Raw genomic sequence first — 20,512 nt, forward strand, 5'->3', positions numbered from 1 at the left:
CGCGAGCGCACCGGTGTCCGCCGTCCCCAGCCCCGTGATCCCTCCGGACATGCAGGTCGCCGGATTCGTCAATCCGTTGATCGGCACGGATTACGCCATGGACCAACCCGCCGATCCCGTCGGCTCCGGCATGGGCGGAGGCACGTTCCCCGGCGCGACGCTGCCGTTCGGCATGATGCAATGGAGTCCGATGACGCCGACCGCGCAATACGACTCCTCAATCGGAGAAGGTTCCGGATTCGCGGGCGGCTACTGGTACGGCGACTCGTCGATCAGGGCGTTCAGCGTGCTGCATCTGAGCGGCACCGGCTGCTGGGCGAACGGCGGCTATCTCAACGTGATGCCGCAACTCACGCCCGGCGCCGCCGGCACAACCGCAAGCTTCAGTCACGCCAACGAGACCGCGCAGGCCGGATACTACGGCGTGACGTTCGACAACGGCATCAAGGCCGAACTGACTGCAACCCTGCGTACCGGCTTTGCCCGCTTCACCTTTCCTGCGCTCGCGGCGGGACAGCAGGCCACCATCGCAATCGATCCCACCGTTCTGAACAACCGCTCACGGTCTTCGACGAGCGACACCGTCAAGCTCGACGGCACCAACGCGCTGTCGGGCACCATCGCGGGCGGCGGGTTCTGCTGGGCCGGACAGGCGGTGCCGCTGCATTACTACGTCGAATTCAATCAACCCTTCGCGAAGACGCCCACGCTCAAATCCAATCAACCCTTCACGGTCACGTTTGCGTCCGGCAGCCAGCCGCCGCAAGTCATGATGAAGCTGGGCATCTCCTTCGTCAGCGAGGCCAATGCGAAAGCGAATCTCGCCGCCGAAAACCCCGATTCCCATTCGGCCGGACAGACGGACTGGAGCTTCGACCAGGTGCGGTCCGCCGCGAGCGCCGCGTGGAACACACGTCTGAATGCGATCCAGGTAACAGGCGGAAGCGACGCTGACAACACCCGGTTCTACACCGCGCTGTATCACGCATCGCTGCATCCGAACGTGTTCAATGACGTGAACGGTCAATACCTGGATTTCTTCACGTCGAGCGCAATGCCGGCCACGCGGCAGGTCGCACAAGGCCGTTCGATGTACGCGAACTTCTCCGGCTGGGACATCGACCGCTCGTACATGCAACTCCAGGCCCTGCTCGATCCGGTGAGCACCAGCGACATGGTGCAGTCGCTCGTCCTCGATGCGCAGACCTGCGGCGCATTTCCCCGCTGGGCCTACTTCAATACCGAGACGGCCGTCATGCCGGGCGATGCCGGCAGCCTCATCGCGGCCAATGCCTACGCGTTCGGCGCGACGAACTTCGACACGCAGAGCGCGCTCTCGATCATGAAGAGCAGTTCGATCCCGGGCGCCGCATGCGCCGGCTCGCCGGTAATGGGCAGCCGCGCGGACTACAACCAGTCCGGCTATGTGCCTTCGTCGGGCAGCGGGGACAATCAGTCCGCCTCGAATACCCTCGAATACGCGGTGCGCGACTTCGCCGTGTCGCGCTTCGCGGCGGCAACGGGCGATACCGCCACCGCCGGCGCGATGCTTCAGTCGAGCAGCAACTGGCAGAACCTGCTCGATCAGGGGTCGATCGAGCCGAAAACGGCGGCCGGCAGTTGGGTCACGGACGGCACGGGCTTCATGGAAGGCAACTCAGAGCAATACACGTGGTACGTGCCGCACAACCTCGGCGGCCTGATCGCGCAAGCGGGCGGCACGGCATCGGTCGTGAAGCGGCTCGACGCCTTCTTCACGCACCTGAACATCGGCACCGCTCAGCCCTATTTCTATATCGGCAATGAGGTGACCATGGCGGCGCCCTGGGTCTATGCATGGGCCGGTGCGCCAACTCATACGCAACAGGTCCTCCACACTTCGCTTGCGACGGAATTCGGCACCGGCGCGAACGGCCTGCCCGGCAACGACGATCTCGGCGCGATCTCGGCCTGGTACGTCTGGGCTTCGCTCGGACTCTATCCGGTGGTGCCGGGTGTGAGCGGCGTCGTGCTGTCGAGCCCGCAGTTCGCGCAGATCGACGTGCGCGTCGGTCAGCTCGACGGCAGCCATAAGCTGCTGCATATCACGGCGCCGGGCGCGGGCTCGGGCAATGGCGCGTCGTATTACGTGCAGTCGCTGCAAGTGAACGGCGCGTCGCACGCTTCCACATGGATGCCGCTCACCAGCATCGCGACCGGCGCGACGCTCGCATACACGATGTCCGCCGATCCGGCGAGCAGCACATGGGGAACCGATGTGTCGGCGTTGCCTTCATTCGCCCCCACGCCTGCCACTCACTAACCGGGCAAGACGGCTCAGAACGTGCCCGGATAAGCGCCGCCATCCATCAGCACGTTCTGGCCGGTGAAGTAGCCCGCATGGGCGCTGCACAGGAATGCGCACATCGCGCCGAATTCCTGCGCCGTGCCGAAGCGCGCCACGGGAATGGCCTGCCGCTTCGCATCGAGCACGGTGTCATAGGTCTCGCCTTGCGACGACGCCGCCGCTTCGGTCGATTGCTTCAGGCGGTCGGTATCGAACAGGCCGGGCAGCAGGTTGTTGATGGTCACGTTATGAGCGGCAATGCGCTTCTGCCGCGACAGACCCGCGACAAAGCCGGTCAGCCCGGAGCGCGCGCCATTGGAGAGACCGAGCACGTCGATGGGCGCCTTCACGGCCCCCGACGTGATGTTGACGATCCGCCCGAAACCACGCGCGGCCATGCCATCCACGGTCGCGCGCATCAGTTCGATGGCCGTCAGCATGTTGCCGTCGAGCGCGGCGATCCAGTCGTCGCGGGTCCAATCGCGAAAATCGCCCGGCGGCGGGCCGCCCGCGTTGTTCACGAGGATGTCGATGCGCGGCGCGGCGCTCAACGCCTGCTCGCGTCCCGCGTTCGTCGTGATGTCGCCAGCCACGGCAAGCACCTGCACGTCCGGATTCAGCGCCCGCAGTCCGGCAGCCGTGGATTCCAGCGCCTCCTGGCCGCGCGCCGTGATCACCACGTTGACGCCTTCGGCCACCAGCGCCTCGGCGCAGCCTCGGCCCAGGCCTTTGCTCGCGGCGCACACCAGCGCCCATTTGTTTTCGATCTGCAAGTTCATTGCGTGTCTCCCATCAGATGACTGATTCTTCGAATGACGCCACGGCCTCGGCCGCGCGCGCGTGATGAGCCTGCGTGACACGCGGCTCATGAAAGTTATGCAGCCCGATCTCGCCGATGGAGCGCACGCCAGTGAGCGCCATCGTCACGTCGAGCTCGTTTCTCAGGATGTCGAGCATCCGCGCCACGCCGGGTTCGCCCATGGCGCCGAGCGCATACATGAAGGCGCGGCCGATCATCGTGCCCTTCGCGCCCAGCGCCAGCGCCTTCATCACATCCTGGCCGGTGCGGATGCCGCCATCGACCCAGACTTCGGAAGCGTCCTTCACGGCATCCACCACGGCGGGCAAGGCCTCGACCGTCGATGGCGCGCCGTCCAGCTGCCGTCCGCCATGATTGCTGACGATGATGGCATCCGCGCCCAGCGAAGCCGCCATGCGCGCATCCTCGGCGCACATGACGCCCTTCAGCACAAGCTTGCCGGGCCACAGACTGCGGATATGCGCGATGTCATTCCAGTTCAGACTCGGATCGAATTGCGATGCCACCCATTTGCTGATCGCGATCACATCGTCGCCGCCCTTGATGAAGCCCGCGAGATTGCCGAAGTTGCGCCTGCCCGATGCCGCGCGCATCACCCAGCCCGGCTTGCGCAGGAAGTCCAGCAGGTTCGCGGCCGTCAGGCGCGGCGGCACGGTCATGCCGTTCCTGAGATCCTTGTGACGCTGGCCGTTGATCTGCAGATCGAGCGTGACCACCAGCGCCGAACAGCCGGCGGCCTTCGCCCGCTCGATGAGCGACTGGTTGAAGCCCCGGTCGCGCATCACATACAGCTGAAACCAGAACGGCGCCTGCGTATGCCGCGCGACATCCTCGATCGAGCAGATGCTCACGGTCGACAGCGTGAACGGCACGCCGAAGCGCTCGGCCGCGCGCGCACCCAGGATCTCGCCGTTGGCCCATTGCATGCCCGTCAGTCCGGTCGGCGCGATGGCCACGGGCATCGCCACCGGCTGGCCGAGCATCGTGCTTGCGGTGCTGCGCCCCTCGACGTTCATGCCCACGCGCTGCTTCAGCGTCAACCGCGCAAACGCGCGGCTGTTCTCGCGATAGGTCGATTCCGTGTACGAGCCGCTGTCGACGTAATCGTAGAACGCCTTGGGCACCCGTTTCTTCGCGATGAGGCGAAGGTCTTCCACACACGTGACTGTCCGCATTGGAACTCAAACTCCGACAGAAGATCTTTTCAGAAGGCCCGCAGGCCCGGCATGGCGTTCGAATCAGGAATCAGGAAAGCGCGCCGACGACGCTTTCCCCGGCATCCTCCGACACCGCCACCGGCCGATGCACGAGCAGCAGATACGCCACGGCCGAGAGCAGCGCGATGACCGCGCTCACGATCAGCGAGGCGACGAACGAATGCGTCCGGTCCACGACGATGCCGGTGACGATGGGCGCGGCCGAGCCGGCCAGGAAGCCGCCGAAGTTCTGGATGCCGCCGAGCGAGGCCACCGCCTGGCGCGGCGCGGCAATCGAGATCAATGACCATGCGCCGCCCGAGGCGAGATTGATGAAGAACATCGCGCCCGAAATGTAGATCACGGCAAGCGTGGTGGAAGGCGTGAGCGCCGCCGGCACCGTGAACGCCGCCGCGCCAATCAGACCGACGCAGATCGGCCACTTGCGGCTCGTGATGGCCTGCATGCCACGGCGATACAGCCGGTCCGCCGTGAAGCCGCTGCTCAGCATGCCGAGCGTGCCGAAGACATAGGGAATCGAGACGACCCAGCCCGCCTTCGCGATGCTCAGGCCGCGTTCGTGTTCGAGATAGGCCGGCAGCCACGTCAGATAGAGCCACACGGTGTAGATGACGCCCATGAAGCCGAAGAAGATGCCCCACGTCGTCTTCTGCCGGAACAGGCTGCGCCATTGCGCACCGCTCAGCGGCTTGCTGTCCGCATCGTCCTGCGAGTCCTGGTTCAGGTAGGCGGTTTCTTCTGCCGCGAGTTTCACTTCGTCGCGATTGCGATAGGCCACATACCAGCCGATTGCCACGAGAATGCCGAACACGCCCGTCGCGAAGAACATGTTGCGCCAGCCGAGCGCGAGCATCATGCCGGTGAGGATCGGCGGCGCGATGGCCGGGCCGATGGTGGTCGAAGCGACGAAGATGCCGGTGGGCGTGCCGCGGTCACGCACCGCGAACCATTCGCCGATGACCTTCGCGCCGGCGGGGAACTGTGGCGCCTCGCCGACGCCCAGGCACACGCGCGCAATGAAGAACTGCTGGAGATTGCCGACCAGTCCGCAGCAAGCCTGCGCGACCGACCACAGGATCATGCCCCAGCCCAGCATCACGCGCGCACCGAAGCGGTCGAGCATCATGCCGACCGGTAGTTGCGCGAATGCATAGGCCAGCGAGAACGCCGACAACAGCAGTCCCATCTGCGATGCGCTCATGCCCATCTCGCCGCGAATCACGCTGTTTGCGATGGACAACGCGCTGCGATCCAGATAGTTGATGCTCCCGGCCAGGGTCAGAAAGAAAATGGAAATGCGCTGGATCCGTACGATCCGTTTGCTCTTGTTCATGCGGTGTCTCCGTCCATGTCATGCGCGGACGCCTCGCGTGGCGGGCGTCCGTTCGTTGATCCGTTGCTTCGTCAGTACGACGCTTCCAGCAAGCCGAGGTAATCGGTTTCCGAGGCCTCGCGCGGATTGGTCTTGTGACTGTGATCCTTGAGCGCGCCCAGCACGATGCGCGGGAACATGTCGCGCGTCACGCCCAGCGCCCGGAGGCCGGACGGCAAGCCGAGGCGCACCGTCATGTCGCGCAGCGCCGCGGAAAGGTCCGCATCGTGACGCAGGCGCATGGCGCTCGCCATGCGCGCCATCTTGTCCTCGTCGCGCATGGACGGCGCGCTGCGATTGAACGCCACGACCGCGGGCAGGAAGATCGCGTTGAGCGTGCCATGGTGCAGGCGCGGGTCGATGCCGCCCAGCGCATGACTCAGGCTATGCACGCAGCCCAGTCCCTTCTGGAACGCGAGTGCGCCTTCCATCGAGGCCATCATCATGTTTTCGCGCGCGGCCTGGTCGGCGGGTTCGTGCGTGGCCCGCTCGATGTGCGCCCACGCGCGCCGCAAGCCATCGAGCGCGATGCCGTCGGCGGGCGGATTGCGCAGCGGCGACATGAAGGTTTCCAGACAATGCGCGACGGCATCCATGCCGGTGGCGGCCGTGAGCAGCGGCGGCAGGCCGACCGTGAGACCGGGATCGCAGATCGCGACCTTCGGCACGACATGCGGCGAGATCACGCCCACCTTGCGGCCATCGTCCAGGATCAGGATGGCGCCGCGCCCGACCTCGCTGCCCGTGCCGGCCGTGGTCGGCACCGCGATCACCGGCGCCGTCTGCGCGGTGATCCGGCTTGCGCCGCCTTCGATCACGGCGAAGCTCTGCAGCGGGCCTTCGTGTGTCGCGCAGACCGCCACGCCCTTCGCAAGATCGATCGACGAGCCGCCGCCCACCGCGATGATGCCGTCGCAGTCCGACTGCCGGTACAGCGCCACCGCATCGCGCACGGCGGCTTCGTTGGGATTCGGCGGCGTGGCGTCGTAGATCATGTCGCCGTCGGCGCGCTCCAGCACCTTCAGCACGATGTCGAGAATGCCGGCAGCGCGGATGCCCCGGTCGGTGACGATCAACGGGCGTCGGATCGCAAGGCGCTCGCATTCGCTCTTCAGCAGATTCACCGCGCCGAAGTCGAACTGGATCTGGGTTACGTAGTTGATGAGAGACATGATGGATGACCTTCGGTTATAGTTGACCGATGCTCGACGGGCGTTCGAACTACGCAGCCCGTTGCCTGAAAATGGCCGAAGCGCAATGTTTTATGGGTTCTTTCGCCGCAGTATAGAGAGCCGCGTCGAGGAGCAAAATTGAGAATTTTTTATGCTGGTATAACTCACGCTCAAGTCACATGACGCCCACGGTCAACTCCATCGCTTCGCGCCTTCACCTCAAGCAATTGCGTCTGCTGGTGGCGCTGAGCGACCATGGCTCGCTCCTGAAGGCGGCCAATCAGGTCGGGCTGACCCAGCCGGGCGCGAGCAAGGCGCTTCAGGAAATCGAAACCACATTCGGCACGGCGCTGTTCACGCGCACGCGGCGCGGACTCGAAGCGAATGAAGTAGGACACTGCGCAATCCGTTATGCGCGGCTGATCTACACGGACCTGTCGCACATGCGGGAAGAGATCGCCGGCATTCTGCGAGGGCATGGCGGACGCGTCGCGGTCGGCGTCATCATGGGCGCCGTGCCCTTGCTGACACGGGCCGTGTCCGCGCTCATCGCGCGTCAGCCGGAGATGTCGGTGGAGATCATCGAGGACGCCAGCGAGACGCTGCTCGGTCTGATCGACGCGGGAAGGCTCGACCTCGCGATCTGCCGGACCTCGGTGAGCCCGCATCCGGACATGTACGAGAGCCTCGTCTTGCAGGAAGAGACGCTCGCGGTGGTCGCGAACGTGCAGCATCCGTTACGCAAGCCGAAGAAGTTGACGCTCAACGACCTGGCCGTGTACCGATGGGTCGTCTACCGCGCCAACATGCCCATGCGCGTGCTGCTGGAACGCGAATTCCAGCAGGCCGGGATCCGCTTTCCTTCGAGCTTGCTGGAAACCACGTCCGCCTTTGCGACGCTGAGTCTGCTCCAGGACAATCCGTCGTTCGTGGCGCTGGTGTCCATCGACGTCGCGCAGTTTTTCGTGCGGCATGAAGCCACGCGTATCCTGCCGCTGTCGTTTACTTCCCGCAGTGAACCCTATGAACTCGTCACCCCGCGCGGGGCGCCGCTGTCGCCCGGCGCGCGGTTGTTGCGGGACGAACTGGTCGGCAAGACCGAGGTCCAGTCCCGCTGAGGCTGTCAGAGCGGCGCAATCTGCAACACGACGCTGTTGATGGTGGCAGACATGTAGAGCGTCGATCCCACGATAGCCAACCCGTCGAGAAGCGGCAGCGGCAGCGGCAGCTGGCCAAGAAACAGCCCGGGCTGGCCCGCCACGCCGGCAAACGTCGTGACCACGCCTCCCGGCGTGATTTCGCGGATCGTCCCGTTGTAGTAGTCCTCCGCGTAGACATTGCCGCCGCTGTCGATTGCCAGGTCATCCAGACCGTTGAAGGTAGCAAGCGAGCCGGTGCCATCGCTCGACCCGGAACTGACCACCGAGCCAGCAAGAAGCGTTGCCTGCCCCGCCGAGCCGTTCAGCGACACCTTGTACAACGCGCCTGCCTCGGCGTTGATGTCGTTGTCGGAGATATAGAGATTGTTCGACGCATCCACCGCGAGCGCCTGCGGATTGATCAGCAGCACGGGCGCAGCCGAGATGCTGGTCAGCGCCACCGGATTGACCGCGCCAGCAGGCGTGATCTGCGTGAGTTGCACGGCGCCCGTAGTCTCATTGGTCGTGAAAATGTAGACGTTCGACTGCGCATCCGCGGCAATCGCCGTGCTGCCATTGGTTTGCAAGGCCTGGCCGGTGGCTGGATTGATGATCGTGCTGACCTGGCCTGCGGGCGTGATCTTCCTGACGATCTCCGCATCCGAATTCGGCACGTCGTCCGTCATATACAGGTTGCCGGATGGGTCGATTGCCAGTTCCTGCGGCGATTCGAACCGTGCGGCGGAGCCAGCGCCATCGGACGAGCCTTGCTGATAGGGCGTCCCGGCGAGAATCGAGACGCTGCCGTTCGATATCTTGCTGATCGTTTCGGCATTCTCATCCGCGACATAGATGTTGCCGGATTGGTCGGCAGCGAGACCCATCGGTGCGTCGAATTGAGCGCCGTTGACCGAGCCCCCTGCGGAACCTGGCGTGTTGATCTGTCCGGCAAAGATGCTGACCGACGGCGCGCTGCCGGATGACGAGTCGTCGTCCGAATCGCCGCAACCGGTCATCAAACCGGTGGTGAGCAAAGTGATGGCTAAACAGACTATAGAGACGTTGATTTTCATGGGAACCCCAACTGTTGATTTAAGATTTCGCGATAACCGCTTTGATTGAAGCCGATGTTGTCTCTGATTTTGCAAATGCGAAAGCGCCTTGAATGGGCGCAATGCCGCCGATCAAATCAGTAACGCACAGCAGCGACGATTAAACGGGGCTTTTCCTGGAAATCCGTCGCACTCATTTTGAAATAAAATCTTTCGAATAATGACGACTGTCGGATTGGAATTGAATCGCAGGCGCTGCGTTTCATTCAGGCGAATTGATTCTTCATCGAATCAGATAATCGAATCCATGAAATAAAATAGTCGTTATTCTCGTTTCATTCCGAATCAGGCATGTCGATTGGCGGACGCCTCGTTCGTCGTATCGGCATCACCCTGGAGAAAACGATGCGCACACTCACGGTTTCGGTATTCAGCAGTCTGGACGGCGTCATGCAGGCGCCCGGCGGTCCGAACGAAGACATCAGCGGCGGCTTCCGCCTGGGCGGCTGGATCGTTCCTTATGCCGATCCCGCCATCGGCGAACACGTGCAGCAGTTGCTCGCGAAGTCGTTCGAACTGCTGCTCGGGCGGCGCACCCATGACATCTTCGCGTCGCATTGGCCGCACGTGGCGCCCGACGCCGCCAGTCACGCGCTCGCGGAGAAATTCAACGGGGTGCCGAAGCACGTGGCCACGCATCGGAAGAGCGGACTCGGCTGGCACAACAGCCGCGCGCTCGACGGCGACCTGCCCAGTGCGGTCCGTGCACTCAAGACGCAGGAGGGCGCAGACCTTCTGACCTTCGGAAGCGGCGACATGGTGCGCCAGCTGCTCGCAGCCGGTCTCGTGGACGAGCTCAGCCTGCTGACCTTCCCGGTCATGCTCGGACGGGGCCGACGCCTGTTCGGCGACGACGCAGAGACGCGGGCCTTCGAGTTGACGCACATGATCCGCACATCGGGCGGCGTGCTGATCGCGCGCTATGTGCGCGCCGGCGAGGTCCAGACAGGCTCGTTCGATGAACCTGCCCGGACCTGAACCCACACGGCCGCACGCGTTGTCTCAGCTAACCCGACCCACATCGAACCCGGAGTTCGACCTCAAATGATTGACCCATGATCAAAAGGCCGTGCGCAGCAAGGACAGCGTTGCACTCAACCGTCGACGAGTTGCCTGACCTTCGCGGCAAGCGCTTCCAGCGCGAACGGCTTGGTCAAAACCTGCATGCCGGGGTCGAGGCGGCCATTGCCGATCACCGAGTTCTCCGCATAGCCGGTGATGAAGAGCACCTTCAAATCGGGCCGCGACGCGCGCGCCGCATCCGCCATCTGACGGCCGTTCATGCCGCCGGGCAGACCCACGTCGCTGATGAGCAGGTCGATGCGCACATTCGATTGCAGCACCTTGAGACCCGCCACGCTGTCGGCCGCTTCGATGACGGTATAGCCGTGCTCTTCCAGCACGTCGGTGATGAGCATGCGAACGCTCGGTTCGTCATCGACGATCAGCACCGTCTCGCCGCTCTCCGCGCCCGAAATGGGCGTGGCGTCGTGATCGGGCAGGTCGCGCGCGACGTCGCCATAGAAGCGCGGCAGATAGATGCATACCGTCGTGCCCTGCCCCGGCTCCGAATAGATGCGCACTTGCCCACCCGACTGCTTCGCGAAGCCATAGATCATCGACAGGCCGAGTCCGGTGCCCATGCCGATGGGCTTGGTCGTGAAGAACGGATCGAAGGCCTTCGCGACGATGTCGGGCGTCATGCCCGTGCCGGTATCGGTCACGCAGAGCGACAGGAACTGTCCTTCGGGCATGTCGTGGGTGTGCGCGGCGGTGTGGTCGATCCACTTGTTGGCCGTCTCCACCGTGATGGCGCCGCCGTCCGGCATCGCATCCCGCGCGTTGATGCAGAGGTTGAGCAGCGCGTTTTCGAGTTGCCCGGCGTCGACGAGCGCGGGCCACAGGCCGGTGGCGCCGACCGCCTCCACCCGGATGCCCGGCCCAACCGTGCGCTGGATCAGATCGGTCATGCCGTTGACGAGCGCGTTGACGTCGGTGGAACGCGGGTCGAGCGTCTGACGGCGTGAAAACGCCAGCAGGCGATGCGTCAGCGCGGCCGCGCGCCGCACCGCGCCTTGTGCGGCCACGACATATTTGTCGACGTCGGCGACCCGTCCCTGGCTCAGGCGAATGCTCAGCAATTGCAGCGAACCCGACACGCCCGCCAGCAGATTGTTGAAGTCGTGCGCGAGGCCGCCCGTGAGTTGTCCGACGGCTTCCATCTTTTGCGCTTGCCGCAGCTGTTCTTCGGCCCGCATCAGTTCGGCGGTGCGCGCGGCGACGCGTTGTTCGAGCGTCTCGTTCAGCGCGCGCAGCGACGCGGCCGCGCGATCGCGTTCTGCTTCCACGGCGCGGCGTTGCTCGGCGTCCAGCAGCACGCCCGGGAATCGCAGCGGCGTGCCGTCGGCGCCGTGATCCACCCGGCCATTCGCTTCGATCCAGTAATAGCGTCCGTCCGCGCGCCGCACGCGATACTGATGCGCATAGTGACCGCCGCGCCGAAACGCTTCGGTCAATGCCTGGGTGAGACCGTCGCGGTCCTCGGGATGCACGTTCGCGATCACCTGCGCGAGACTCAGGCCTTCGTGTCCTTGCGCGGGATCGAGGCCGAATGATTGGGCGAAGGCTTCGTCGACGGTAAAGCGGTCGCTCGGCAAGTCCCAGAACCAGGTGCCGATGATCGCGCCGGCCGCGAGCGCCAGTTGCACCCGCTCGATGTTCTGCCGCGCGAGCGCCTCGCTGGCGCGCAACGCGGCTTCGGCCTTCTTGCGCGCCGAGATGTCGCGGAACAGCACCGACACTTGCCGCAGGCTCGGCGGCTCGACCCGGGTCGCCGACACTTCGATATGCCGTCCCGCGCCGATGAAATAGCGCTCGAAACGCACAGGAATACCGGTACGCAATACGCCGCCGTACAGTTCGATCCATTGGTCCGCATCGGTGGGATCGATGTCGCGCAGGGTCTTGCCGACGATGTCCGCAATCCCCGTGTGCCGCTCGTAACCCGGGTTCGCCTCGATGTGCGTGTAGTCGCTCAACGGGCCATGCGGACCGTCGAAGAATTCAATCGTGCAGAAGCCGTCATCGATGGCATGGAACAGTGCGCCATAGCGCACGCGATACGCCTGCGCGTCCTTCGCGGCGCGCTTCAGTTGCAGCGTCGTCATCGCCTGACGCGCCAGCATGCGCAGCGCCTGCTGCTGGGTTGCATCAAGACTGCGTGGCGCAGGGTCCATCACGCAGAGCGTGCCGAGCGGAAGTCCGTCGGCGGTTGTCAGGAGCGCGCCCGCATAGAAGCGCACCTGCGGCGCACCGGTCACGAGCGGATGGCTGGCGAAGCGCGGATCGTCGAGGGCATCGGGGATCTCAAGAAACCCGGCTTCCCGCAGCGCTTGTATGCAGAACGGGCTTTCGAACGAAGTCGCGCGCTCACCGAGGCCGACTTCCGCCTTGATGAACTGACGATCCGCCGTGACGAAGTTGATCAGCGCGATGGACGTTCCGCAGAGCGAGGCGGCGAGGCTGGCGATGTCATCGAAGGCGGATTCATGCGGTGTGTCGAGCACGTCATGGCGCACGAGCGCGGCCATGCGTTGCGCATCAGAGTCGAGAGGCTGAGTCATCAAATAAGTTCTTGTTCCAGGCTTGATCCGGCGGCGCACGCGGCGGCGAACGGCCGTCTAGTTTAAGGCAGCCATGGCCGTTCGAGTGCCGGAAAAGCAGGGATATTCCGCATGTGAAGCGGACAAAGAGTGGACGCGATGCGGCTTCGAAGCGCTGCGTTCAACTCACGCCGGCAATCACATCGATGTCCGGCCGCGCCGCGTTCATGAACACTTCGATCCGGTTGCGGCCCTGCTTCTTCGCGCTATACAGCGCGATGTCGGCGCGCGACAGCGTTTGCGCCGCTTCGATATCCGTGGTCAACATCGAATCGATGCCGATGCTCACGGTCATCGCGATCCGCTCATCGCCATGCAGGAGCGGCGTGGCATGGATCCGTGCCTGCAAGCGCCCGGCCAGCGCGCGGGCGGACTCGAGGTCCGCGCCCGGCAAGAGCACGGCGAACTCCTCCCCGCCGATGCGCGCGACGATGGCGCCCTGCTCCACTGCCGCGCGCAAGAGTGTCGCGAAATGCGCGAGCGCGCGGTCGCCGAGCGAATGTCCCCAGCGATCGTTCAGCACCTTGAAGTGGTCGAGGTCGAGCAGCAACGTCGATGCGCACGCAAGGACCCGCTGCCGCAATGCGTCGAGCACGGCCTCGCTCTGGCTCACGAATTCACGCCGGTTCGACAACTGCGTCAGATGGTCCGTGGTCGCCAGCGACTGAAGCTCAGCCTCGATGCGCTTGCGCTCGGTCGCGTCCGTGATGAAGCCGTGCCATACGGTGCTGCCGTCCGCGCTGCGCTGCGGCCGCGCTTCGCCTTCGCGCCAGCGCAATCCCTGGCGCGGAAGATTGACGCGATATTCGAGCCGCCATGGCGTCAGACTGGCGGCGGAGGCCCGCTGCGACGCCCGGTAGGCGGCGAGATCGCGTGGGTCGATCAGTGCGTCGATCGCGTGGGCGTCGCGCTGGATGTCCTCGGGCGCCAGCTCGTAGATCTCGCGGATGCCGTCGCTTGCGTAGGAGAAGCGGCATTGGCCATCGGGGGACTGGTGCATCTGGAACACGAGTCCGGGCACCTGATGCGTGAGATTGGTCACCAGGTCGATGGAATGCTGCAAGCGCTGCGCCAGTTCACGCAACGCGGTGATGTCGGTCGTCGTGCCGACCATGCGCAGCGCGCGGCCGCTGCCGTCGCGGCTGACCACCTTGCCCCGGCTGCAGATCCACTTGTAGCTGCCGTCCTTGCAGCGGATCCGGTGTTCGACGGCATAGCTCGGCGTGTTGCCGTCGAAGTGCGCCTGCATCGCGGCCTTCACGTAGTCGCGGTCATCGGCATGCAGACGCTCGACGGCATCTTCGATACGGTTGCTCAACTCATGCAATTCATAACCGATCAACGCATGCCAGTCGGGCGAATAGTGGATCTCGCCGGTCATGACATTGCGGTCCCACACGCCTGTTCCGCTGCCCGAGAGCGCCAGCGAGGTCAGCTCGCCGTCCTCCTTCATCCTGCCGATCCGGCGATGCAGCCGCTCGCCCTCTTCCGCTGTGGCGATCGCGTGTCCGGCGAGTTTCGCGAGATCGCGCAGGAAGTTCGTGTGGGTTGCGTCGAAGGTGCGCGGCGATGGATCAATCAGGGCGAGCACGCCCACTGAGCACCCCGAGCCATCCATCAGATCGCAGGAGGCGACGATGCCCGTCGGGGCGTCGATGGCGGACGTGTCGGGAAGCCGCAGGACCGGCGCGCCATCGAACACGAGGCGCGTTTCACCGTGACGATCCCGAACCGTGATGGCCGCGCGGGCCACCTGGAAATGCGCCCGAGCCAGACGGCACAGCGTCTGTAACGCGGAATCGCGCTGTGCCGTCAGCAGAATGCCGGAAGGATCGTCTGATGCGGGGGTCGTCATACGCACGCTGGTGCCATCGCCGGGTTGTCATTAGTGTGACGCATCACGCTACAACGGCACAAGAACGTTCAAATTGAGCGCTTCAAGCATATTTTTTGCGGGTGGGCACAAGGCTTGCTAAAAGCTTTCTGATCGCTGCCTCGCTCGAGGCTCGTCCATTGCTCAAACGGAGACGCCGCCCCCCGACCTTTCGGTCCAACCCTCGCCCGACCTTGCTGAGCGGCGGATAGCTCGCGCTTACGGTGCGCACGCATGCGCGTCGCCTTCGCGCTCACTCTTTCCATTCCGGCTGTAACCAGCTCCCATTCGGCGCCCGCGTCTGTCGGCAGCGGCGCACGACGCAGCGTGGTTTAATCGCGCTCGCCCTTCGAACAAGGAGACCCTTTCCATGTCCCGACGCACTGTCCAAACCCTGGGCGGCCTGCTGGCAGTCGTACTCGTGGCCGTGTGGCTGACGCGCGCGATCGACGCCAGTACATGGCACAAATATTCCGGCGATCTCGCCTACTACACGGGCCGTCACCTGCTGCTCGTGGGCATTTCGATGGCGCTTGCCATCGTCATCGGCATTCCCGCAGGCGTGGCGCTCAGCCGTCCCGGCCTCGCGCGGCAGGCGGAAGGCTTCATGCAGATCTTCAACATCGGCAACACGGTGCCTTCGCTCGCGGTGCTCGCGATCGCGCTGGGCATCTTCGGCATCGGCGATACGCCCGCCGTCATCGCACTGTTCCTGGCCTCGCTGCTGCCGATCACGCGCAACACCTACGAAGGCATGAAGAACGTGCCCGCCTCGCTGCTCGAAGCGGCGCGCGGCATCGGCATGACGGGCATGCAATCGCTGATGCGCGTGGAGTTTCCCAACGCCATGCCGATCGTCGTGGGCGGCGTGCGCACCGCGCTCGCGATCAACGTGGGCACGGCGCCGCTCGCCTATCTGATCGGCGCGGACAGTCTCGGCACGCTGATCTTCCCCGGCATCTATCTGAACGATAACCAGATGCTGCTGCTCGGCGCGGCGGGCACCGCGATCCTCGCGCTGCTGCTCGACGCCATCGTGTCCGCGGCGAGCCGGCGCTGGACCAACGGCAGCGAGGTGACGCCATGAGGCTTTCCCGCTTCCTCCGCCACGCGTTTGCCGCCGTTGCGCTGAGCGCGTGCGCGAGTGTGCCGGCGCTGGCCGCGAATCTCGTCGTCGGCGGCAAGAACTTCACCGAGCAGTATGTGCTGGCCGAAATCACGTCGCAGTATCTGCGGGCGCGCGGCTATACGATCGATACGCGCACCGGCCTCGGCAGCGTGCTCCTGCGCAGCGCGCAGGAAAACGGCCAGGTCGATCTGACGTGGGAATACACCGGCACGGCGGCGCTCGTCTATCACAAGCTGAAGGACAAGATGTCGCCCGACGAGATGTACCAGCGCGTCAAGGATCTCGACGCCAAGGAAGGGCTCGTCTGGTTGAACAAGTCGCCGCTCAACAATACCTACGCGCTCGGCCTGCCCGCCGAAGCCGCGCGCAAGTCGGGCATCCGCACGATCTCGCAGTTGTCGGAGCAGCTCAAGCGCGACCCGAAAGGCACGCGCCACGTGTTCGGCATGGATGCGGAGTTCGCGAATCGTCCCGATGGCCTGAAGCCGCTGGAAGCCGCCTACGACCTGCACTTCAGCCGCGCCGAGACCAGGCAGATGGATTCGGGGCTGGTCTATACGGCGCTGCATAACAACCAGTTGACCATCGGTCTCGTCTATACCACCGATGGCCGCGTGAAGGGCTTCGGCATCGTGCCGCTCGAAGACGATCTCCATTTCTTCCCGCCCTACAACGCCACGCCCGTGGTGCGCGCGACGGTGCTCCAGCAGAACCCCAAGCTGGCCGAACAGCTGAACGCGCTGTCCGCCGTACTCGACAACGACGCGATGCTGGAGATGAACAAGCAGGTCGATATCGACGGCAAGTCGGTGCAGGCGGTCGCGAGCGAGTTTCTGCGCGCGCACAAGCTGCCTTGAAGACGGAGGAAATTGAACGATGAGTCTGACCGACTATCTGAGCGCCAACTGGCCCGAACTGCTGCAACTGACCTTGCAGCATTGCTATCTGGTGGGACTGGCCGTGGGCTGCGCGATCCTCGCGGGCGTGCCGCTCGGCATTGTGATGAATCGCTATCCGTGGCTCGCCGGCCCGCTGCTCGGCCTCGCGACCATCATCCTGACGCTGCCGTCCATCGCGTTGTTCGGCCTGATGATCCCGGTGTTCTCGCGTTTTGGCGAAGGCATCGGCGCGGTGCCGGCGATCACCGCCGTGTTCCTGTACTCGCTGCTGCCGATCATGCGCAACACCTATCTCGCACTGCGCAACGTGGAAGCGGGCATCAAGGAAGCGGGGATCGGCATCGGCATGACGGCGTGGCAACGGCTGCGTCTCGTGGAACTGCCGCTGGCCGTGCCGGTGATCCTCGGCGGCGTGCGCACCGCCGTGGTGATGAACATCGGCGTGATGACGATTGCCGCCGTGATTGGCGCAGGCGGGCTGGGCTCGCTGATCGTGCGCGCGATCGGCCAGAGCAGCATGATGAAATTGCTGGTGGGCGCCGTGCTCGTGAGCTTGCTCGCGATCGTCGCCGACTTGCTGCTGCAGGCATTGCAGCGTGTATTGACACCGAAGGGAGTGCAAAAGACATGATCGAACTCGACCGCCTGACGAAGACTTTCACGCAGAAGGACGGCCAGAAAGTGAACGCCGTCGACTCGGTGAGCCTCAAGGTTGAAGAGGGCGAGATCTGCGTGTTCCTCGGCCCGTCCGGTTGCGGCAAGACCACGACGCTCAAGATGATCAACCGTCTGATCGAGCCGACGTCGGGACGCGTGCTGATCAACGGCGAGGATACGTCCGGGCTCAATGAAGTGGACCTGCGCCGGCATATCGGCTACGTGATCCAGCAGATCGGCCTGTTTCCGAACATGACGATCGAGGAGAACATCGTGATCGTGCCGCGCCTGCTCGGCTGGAACAAGAAGCGCTGCGCCGAGCGCGCGACCGAACTGATGTCGATGGTCGCGCTCGATCCGAAGCTGTATCTGAAGCGCTATCCGCGCGAGTTGTCGGGCGGGCAGCAGCAGCGCATCGGCGTGATCCGCGCGCTGGCCGCCGATCCGCCCGTGCTGCTGATGGACGAGCCGTTCGGCGCGGTGGATCCGATCAATCGTGAGACCATCCAGAACGAATTCTTCGCGATGCAGCGCCAGTTGAAGAAGACCGTCATCATGGTGAGCCACGATATCGACGAAGCGATCAAGCTCGGCGACCGCGTGGCCGTGTTCCGGCGCGGCAAGCTCGTGCAGTACGATCATCCGGATACTTTGCTGGCACATCCGCGTGATGAGTTTGTGGGCCAGTTCGTCGGCGCTGACAGCACGCTGAAGCGGCTGTTGCTCGTCAAGGCCGGGGACGCGGCGACGCAGCCCGATACCGTGCGCGCCGAGACGCCGCTGGCCGATGCGTTCGCGCTGATGGACGAAAGCGATAGCCGCTATCTGACCGTGCTGGATGGCGAGCGGCATGCGCTCGGACTCGTGTCGCGACGCGCGGCGCGTGGGGCGCAAGGCGTATGCGGCGACAAGCTCACGCAGTTTCAGGCGACGGTGTCGCCGGATGAGAACCTGCGGATCGTGCTGTCGAAGATGTATCAGTTCCGGTCGTCGTGGATGCCGGTGCTGGATGCCGATGGGCACTACGTCGGCGAGATCACGCAGGATTCGATCGCGGATTATTTGAGTTCGGGTAGATCGCGGCATCAGACCGGGCATGGGCCGGTGGCGCGGGTGGGGGAGATGGCGGGGGTGTGAGCGTAGCACGCGTCGGGTCAGGGGAACGGATCACCTGATCTCGACGCGCTTCACGTTCCCTTCGCAGTTCGCAGCAGTGCAGCCACGCGTGGCACGGCTCGAGCCAGACTCGGCGCCCGGGCAACTGCCCGCCCGACACTCCAGTGGTTCCTGACGAAGTCCGTCATGTGAACGTTGTAGCCCAAGCCCACCGGCGAGGTCGCTCCTTTTCCGGGCAGCATCTCGTCCCGCAACTCCCGCCGCTTGCTCTTCTTCACCAGCGACAGAAGTCTTTGCTTCGGATCCGCATCTGTTTCCGGCTGTGCTGGAAACAAGTCCTTGCTCACGACGGCAAACTTCGAGAAGCCGATGTGGTCCGCAAGCACCCAAGCCTCCGCTTCCTTGACCGCCAGCCGCATCGACAGCCTGTCGCTGACGTCCGGTGGAAGCCACGCGTTTCGCTGGGTGACGACGCACCGCGCCTGATCGCCATCGGCCACCATCAATACGGGCATTACGTTCCGTGCAACTTCGTTCATCGCGGAGATCTTCTTCCGGAACGGAGCGGCGCCGCCTGCGATGATTCTTTGTTGAACACGAGAAGTTATCCCGCTTTGCGCGATCAACGCATCCGCGAGTGCGCAGCACAATTCGTCTTCACCGACTACAAACACGGAACGCGTCATGCGAATAGCCCGAGCTGATCGATATCTTGCGGACGGGTCCTGGGCAATAAAACCTCTGCCGGAGAGAGTCCCTGTGACATCAGTTTGAGTTCGGTTTCATCTGCCACCCGGGCAATCGTGCCGTCTCTTGCAGGCTCCAACACCAGAATGGCCCTGCCGTCGAGCGGATTGCTCAGCAGCGCCTTGCTATGGGTCGTGACGATCACTTGCCGCCCGAAGACTTTCTGCTTGCGCAAGACTCGATCAATCATCAACGGAATGTGTCCCACGATTGCGTCATTGAGGGAAAGCTCCGGCTCCTCCAGTAACAGCAGCGAAGCGCTCTCCTGCAACATCCATAAAAGACCCAGCAGCCGCAACGTTCCGTCAGAAAACTGATCTTCTCGCTCCCATGCGTCGTGACTGCGCCAATGCTGGTAAGACGCCAGCAGATGAGGATGCCCTGTTTCCTTGTCCTGTTCGTATTTGAGCTGATCGAACTGAGGAACCGCTTTCTCCAGAGACTGCTGGATTCGACGCAAGCGCGCATCCCGTGTCGGCTTGGGCGTCTTTGCAATGCGCTGCAATAAACCCTGCCCGAATGGATCGCCCTCTGCCAAGCGTGCGCTCATTTCGTCATGCTTGAGTAACTGCGGAATCAAATGCAGGTAATTTGTTTCGCGGAAGAACTCAGCAACTTCCCGAAACTCCGAATTCGAATTGATTTGTTCAATCGCCGTTTGCGTCCGTCGCAGAACATCTTTTTTATCGTCGTTATCCGGCCGATTGAGAACCGGGGTGGATCGTCCTGCCCGCTCGACGATTTCCCGCGTGACCAGAACGCGATGCAGTCCCTTGCCTTCAGCCTTGAACGCAAGCGTGTATTCCCAAATGGGATCCGAATCGGCATCTTCCGAGATAGCCACATGGATCTCGACTTCATGGTCCGTCCGCGCCTGAAGGCAACGAAGTTTAGTCAGGCCACCTCGATCTTCAATTGCCTTCTGCAGTCCACCGCCTGCGGGCTTGCAGATGTCTCGCAGAAACCGAAAGACGTCCAGCAGATTCGACTTTCCCGACGCGTTAGCGCCAATCACGAAGGTCCGGTTTCTCAGTGGAACGTCGATATGCCTGAAATTTCGCCAGTTCTTTAGTTTGAGTCGAGAAATTAGCATAGTCCGGGCGGTCGATTGCTGACGCAGAACCACGGCTCTGCTTGGCGGGTGGGAAAAGCTTGCGGGAAGTATAGCGCGACGCTTTATGCCTGAACGATAGCCCTTTCGGCCAGCCAGACCCGTCATTCCGCCGTCTCGAATCAAGGGTTAACCCCTTATTTAATTTCTCATCCCCTGA

Annotated in this window: 16 protein-coding genes; 7 read left to right on the forward strand and 9 right to left on the reverse strand. The window is 63.7% G+C overall.

The genetic code is table 11. The annotated features are described in order from the left end of the window. The first annotated feature begins 49 nt into the window (after positions 1-49). Positions 50-2,302 carry a GH92 family glycosyl hydrolase gene (locus QCE63_RS24745; protein WP_309836686.1) on the forward strand — a complete coding sequence of 751 codons (2,253 nt, stop codon included), beginning with the start codon at positions 50-52 and terminating at the stop codon, positions 2,300-2,302. 14 nt (positions 2,303-2,316) lie between these two features. On the opposite strand, the gene QCE63_RS24750 is transcribed toward QCE63_RS24745, so the two are convergent. From QCE63_RS24750 to QCE63_RS24765, 4 genes are all read right to left on the reverse strand, one after another. Further along, positions 2,317-3,105, reverse strand: coding sequence for an SDR family oxidoreductase (locus tag QCE63_RS24750; protein ID WP_309836688.1), 789 nt, complete (start codon positions 3,103-3,105; stop codon positions 2,317-2,319). A 13-nt stretch (positions 3,106-3,118) separates the two neighbouring features. After that, positions 3,119-4,321, reverse strand: a complete 1,203-nt coding sequence (locus tag QCE63_RS24755) for an alpha-hydroxy acid oxidase (protein ID WP_309836689.1) — start codon at positions 4,319-4,321, stop codon at positions 3,119-3,121. A gap of 70 nt (positions 4,322-4,391) precedes the next feature. Further along, positions 4,392-5,696 (reverse strand): MFS transporter, encoded by a 1,305-nt coding sequence (locus QCE63_RS24760; RefSeq protein WP_309836691.1) that lies wholly within the window; start codon positions 5,694-5,696, stop codon positions 4,392-4,394. A gap of 71 nt (positions 5,697-5,767) precedes the next feature. Next, complete coding sequence (locus QCE63_RS24765; RefSeq protein WP_309836693.1) at positions 5,768-6,907, reverse strand: iron-containing alcohol dehydrogenase; 1,140 nt, start codon at positions 6,905-6,907, stop codon at positions 5,768-5,770. Between the two features lie 179 nt (positions 6,908-7,086). On the opposite strand from QCE63_RS24765, the gene QCE63_RS24770 reads away from it, so the two are divergent. Continuing rightward, positions 7,087-8,025 (forward strand): LysR family transcriptional regulator, encoded by a 939-nt coding sequence (locus tag QCE63_RS24770; RefSeq protein WP_309836695.1) that lies wholly within the window; start codon positions 7,087-7,089, stop codon positions 8,023-8,025. Positions 8,026-8,030: 5 nt separating this feature from the next. Here QCE63_RS24770 and QCE63_RS24775 read toward each other — a convergent pair whose 3' ends face one another. Then, complete coding sequence (locus QCE63_RS24775) at positions 8,031-9,221, reverse strand: alkaline phosphatase PhoX (RefSeq protein WP_309836697.1); 1,191 nt, start codon at positions 9,219-9,221, stop codon at positions 8,031-8,033. A 282-nt stretch (positions 9,222-9,503) separates the two neighbouring features. Between QCE63_RS24775 and QCE63_RS24780 the strand changes: the two genes are divergently transcribed. Next, positions 9,504-10,136 (forward strand): dihydrofolate reductase family protein, encoded by a 633-nt coding sequence (locus QCE63_RS24780; RefSeq protein WP_309836699.1) that lies wholly within the window; start codon positions 9,504-9,506, stop codon positions 10,134-10,136. Between the two features lie 116 nt (positions 10,137-10,252). Here the strand turns inward: QCE63_RS24780 and QCE63_RS24785 are convergent, their stop codons facing one another. Both QCE63_RS24785 and QCE63_RS24790 read right to left on the reverse strand, forming a co-directional pair. Then, the gene (locus QCE63_RS24785; RefSeq protein ID WP_404990189.1) at positions 10,253-12,325 is read right to left on the reverse strand and encodes an ATP-binding protein; all 2,073 of its coding nucleotides are present in this window, start codon (positions 12,323-12,325) and stop codon (positions 10,253-10,255) included. 616 nt (positions 12,326-12,941) lie between these two features. Continuing rightward, a complete protein-coding gene (locus QCE63_RS24790; protein WP_309836701.1) occupies positions 12,942-14,675 on the reverse strand; it encodes a diguanylate cyclase in 1,734 nt (577 codons plus the stop codon). A gap of 388 nt (positions 14,676-15,063) precedes the next feature. On the opposite strand from QCE63_RS24790, the gene QCE63_RS24795 reads away from it, so the two are divergent. The 4 genes from QCE63_RS24795 to QCE63_RS24810 are packed head-to-tail and all read left to right on the forward strand — an operon-like array spanning position 15,064 to position 18,515. Next, complete coding sequence (locus tag QCE63_RS24795; RefSeq protein WP_309836702.1) at positions 15,064-15,780, forward strand: ABC transporter permease; 717 nt, start codon at positions 15,064-15,066, stop codon at positions 15,778-15,780. Further along, positions 15,777-16,679 carry a glycine betaine ABC transporter substrate-binding protein gene (locus QCE63_RS24800; protein ID WP_309836703.1) on the forward strand — a complete coding sequence of 301 codons (903 nt, stop codon included), beginning with the start codon at positions 15,777-15,779 and terminating at the stop codon, positions 16,677-16,679. Before QCE63_RS24795 ends, QCE63_RS24800 begins: the two co-directional genes overlap by 4 nt. Positions 16,680-16,698: 19 nt before the next feature. Further along, positions 16,699-17,352: an ABC transporter permease gene (locus QCE63_RS24805; RefSeq protein WP_309836704.1), complete on the forward strand. Its 654-nt coding sequence runs from the start codon at positions 16,699-16,701 to the stop codon at positions 17,350-17,352. After that, positions 17,349-18,515, forward strand: a complete 1,167-nt coding sequence (locus QCE63_RS24810; protein ID WP_309836706.1) for an ABC transporter ATP-binding protein — start codon at positions 17,349-17,351, stop codon at positions 18,513-18,515. The genes QCE63_RS24805 and QCE63_RS24810 overlap by 4 nt, the downstream gene beginning before the upstream one ends. Before the next feature lie 50 nt (positions 18,516-18,565). On the opposite strand, the gene QCE63_RS24815 is transcribed toward QCE63_RS24810, so the two are convergent. After that, positions 18,566-19,180: a hypothetical protein gene (locus QCE63_RS24815; RefSeq protein ID WP_309836708.1), complete on the reverse strand. Its 615-nt coding sequence runs from the start codon at positions 19,178-19,180 to the stop codon at positions 18,566-18,568. Then, a complete protein-coding gene (locus QCE63_RS24820; RefSeq protein WP_309836709.1) occupies positions 19,177-20,460 on the reverse strand; it encodes an AAA family ATPase in 1,284 nt (427 codons plus the stop codon). The genes QCE63_RS24815 and QCE63_RS24820 overlap by 4 nt, the downstream gene beginning before the upstream one ends. Between the last annotated feature and the right edge of the window lie 52 nt (positions 20,461-20,512).

It is taken from the genome of Caballeronia sp. LZ065, assembly GCF_031450975.1.
GTDB lineage: Bacteria > Pseudomonadota > Gammaproteobacteria > Burkholderiales > Burkholderiaceae > Caballeronia.